2 rRNA genes (1 of these 2 cut by a window edge) are annotated in these 3171 nt (G+C 51.7%); both read left to right on the top strand.

The annotated features are described in order from the left end of the window. Nucleotides 1–2837, top strand: a 23S ribosomal RNA gene (locus tag BUA39_RS14360); it begins 70 nt to the left of the window's first position. Between the two features lie 180 nt (nucleotides 2838–3017). Beyond that, a 5S ribosomal RNA gene (gene rrf / locus BUA39_RS14365) occupies nucleotides 3018–3132 on the top strand. Nucleotides 3133–3171: the final 39 nt, after the last annotated feature.

A 3171-nucleotide genomic window follows, 5' to 3' on the forward strand; every position in this document is an offset into this window, starting at 1 on the left:
GATAAGTCATGGGGAGCTGAGAATAAGCTTTGATCCATGAATTTCTGAATGGGGGAACCCACCTGACAGTTTGTTATAAAATGCTCTGCATTTTATAACTTGCTGAACCAGGTACTTAAGACCTGAATACATAGGGTTTTAAGAGCAAACCCGGGGAACTGAAACATCTAAGTACCCGGAGGAAAGGAAATCAATTGATACTCCCCTAGTAGCGGCGAGCGAACGGGGACCAGCCAAGCCTGATAAGTGACTAGAACGTGTTGGGAAGCACGGCCATAGCGGGTGATAGCCCCGTATAGGAAGCTTTGAAGGATGTATTAAGTAGGGCGGGACACGTGAAATCCTGTCTGAAGATCGGAGGACCACCTTCGAAGGCTAAGTACTCCTTACTGACCGATAGCGAACCAGTACCGTGAGGGAAAGGTGAAAAGCACCCCGACAAGGGGAGTGAAACAGTACCTGAAACCGAACGCCTACAATCAGTTGGAGGCCCCTTGAGGGCTGACAGCGTACCTTTTGTATAATGGGTCATCGACTTAGTGTATCTAGCAAGCTTAAGCCGTTAGGTGTAGGCGCAGCGAAAGCGAGTCTTAATAGGGCGCTTGAGTTAGATGCATTAGACCCGAAACCGAGTGATCTAGGCATGACCAGGATGAAGGTAAGGTAACACTTACTGGAGGTCCGAACCCACACCTGTTGAAAAAGGTCGGGATGAGTTGTGCCTAGGGGTGAAAGGCCAATCAAACTCGGAGATAGCTGGTTCTCTGCGAAATCTATTTAGGTAGAGCGTCATCCGAATACCCCGGGGGGTAGAGCACTGAATGGGTAATGGGGGCCCACAGCCTTACTGATCCTAATCAAACTCCGAATACCCGGGAGTACTAGATGGCAGACACACTGCGGATGCTAACGTCCGTAGTGGAGAGGGAAACAACCCTGACCTACGACTAAGGCCCCTAATTCATGGCTAAGTGGGAAAGCAGGTGGGACGACCAAAACAACCAGGAGGTTGGCTTAGAAGCAGCCATCCTTTAAAGATAGCGTAACAGCTCACTGGTCTAAATAAGTTGTCCTGCGGCGAAGATGTAACGGGGCTCAAGCCATGAGCCGAAGTCTAGGATAGTGACATTCCTTCGGGAATGCACTGTGGTAGCAGAGCGTAGTGTGACATAGCTTCATGTCTCTTTAACTCATTGATATCGTATCAATTTGTTGCTGGAGGATTTAGTCCTCAAGTAGCGAAGCGGTAGGACATCATATAATGAGTGTCGGAGACACGAAGCTTTCGATGAAGCTGGGGCGTGAGCCATCCGGTGGAGAGATCACTAGTGAGAATGATGACATGAGTAGCGACAAAGAGTGTGAGAGACACTCTCGCCGAAAGTCCAAGGGTTCCTGCTTAAAGCTAATCTGAGCAGGGTAAGCCGACCCCTAAGGCGAGGCCGAAAGGCGTAGTCGATGGGAACCAGGTTAATATTCCTGGGCCAGATGGAAGTGACGGATTGCGACGGTTGTTCCTCCTTATTGGATTGGAGGGGCCGCTTAGCAGTTCCTGGAAATAGCTCCATCGCTAGATCGTACCCTAAACCGACACAGGTGGACTGGTAGAGAATACCAAGGCGCTTGAGAGAACGATGTTGAAGGAACTCGGCAAAATACCTCCGTAAGTTCGCGAGAAGGAGGCCCAGTTTCTACGCAAGTATTGGCTGGGGGCACAAACCAGGGGGTGGCGACTGTTTACTAAAAACACAGGGCTCTGCGAAGTCGCAAGACGACGTATAGGGTCTGACGCCTGCCCGGTGCCTGAAGGTTAAAAGGAGGGGTGAGAGCTCCGAATTGAAGCCCAGGTAAACGGCGGCCGTAACTATAACGGTCCTAAGGTAGCGAAATTCCTTGTCGGGTAAGTTCCGACCTGCACGAATGGCGTAACGACTTCCCCACTGTCTCCAACATCGACTCAGCGAAATTGAATTGCCTGTCAAGATGCAGGCTTCCCGCGGTTAGACGGAAAGACCCCGTGCACCTTTACTACAGCTTCACACTGGCATCAGGCCATGCATGTGCAGGATAGGTGGTGGGCATTGAAACCGTGACGCCAGTCGCGGTGGAGCCTCCCTTGAGATACCACCCTTGCATTGCTTGATGTCTAACCGCGGTCCGTTATCCGGATCCGGGACCCTGTGTGGCGGGTAGTTTGACTGGGGCGGTCGCCTCCTAAAGCGTAACGGAGGCGCGCGAAGGTTGGCTCAGAGCGGTCGGAAATCGCTCGTTGAGTGCAATGGCAGAAGCCAGCCTGACTGCAAGACTGACAAGTCGAGCAGAGTCGAAAGACGGCCATAGTGATCCGGTGGTCCCGAGTGGAAGGGCCATCGCTCAACGGATAAAAGGTACGCCGGGGATAACAGGCTGATACTGCCCAAGAGTCCATATCGACGGCAGTGTTTGGCACCTCGATGTCGGCTCATCTCATCCTGGGGCTGGAGCAGGTCCCAAGGGTACGGCTGTTCGCCGTTTAAAGAGGTACGTGAGCTGGGTTTAGAACGTCGTGAGACAGTTCGGTCCCTATCTGCCGTGGGTGTAGGATACTTGAGAGGAGTTGCCCCTAGTACGAGAGGACCGGGGTGAACGATCCACTGGTGGACCTGTTGTTGCGCCAGCAGCAGTGCAGGGTAGCTATGATCGGACAGGATAACCGCTGAAGGCATCTAAGCGGGAAGCCCCCCTCAAAACAAGGTATCCCTGAGGACCGTGGTAGACCACCACGTCGATAGGCCGGAGATGTAAGTGCAGCAATGCATTCAGTTGACCGGTACTAATGGTCCGATAGGCTTGATTTGATCCAGTAATAGACAGACATCTATTCTGCGATCCAGAAGCATACACAACACACAGTACAAATTGATGAAATTCCAAAGCGCTCAAGTAGCGTAAGCGGTAGCGCATCAATAAATGACTTGGACAACACCCTCGATTTTGCAAAAAATGCAAATGTCGAACCCTCTAGGCCGTTTATTCGGTTTGGTGATCATAGCACGAGTGAAACACCCGGTCCCTTTCCGAACCCGGCAGTTAAGCACCGTTGCGCCGATGGTACTGCATCTTAAGGTGTGGGAGAGTAGGGCATCGCCAAACCTAATAAACAGCCTACAGAGTGTCTCTCAAAAACGATGA

It is taken from the genome of Cognatishimia maritima, assembly GCF_900129685.1.
Taxonomy (GTDB): domain Bacteria; phylum Pseudomonadota; class Alphaproteobacteria; order Rhodobacterales; family Rhodobacteraceae; genus Cognatishimia; species Cognatishimia maritima.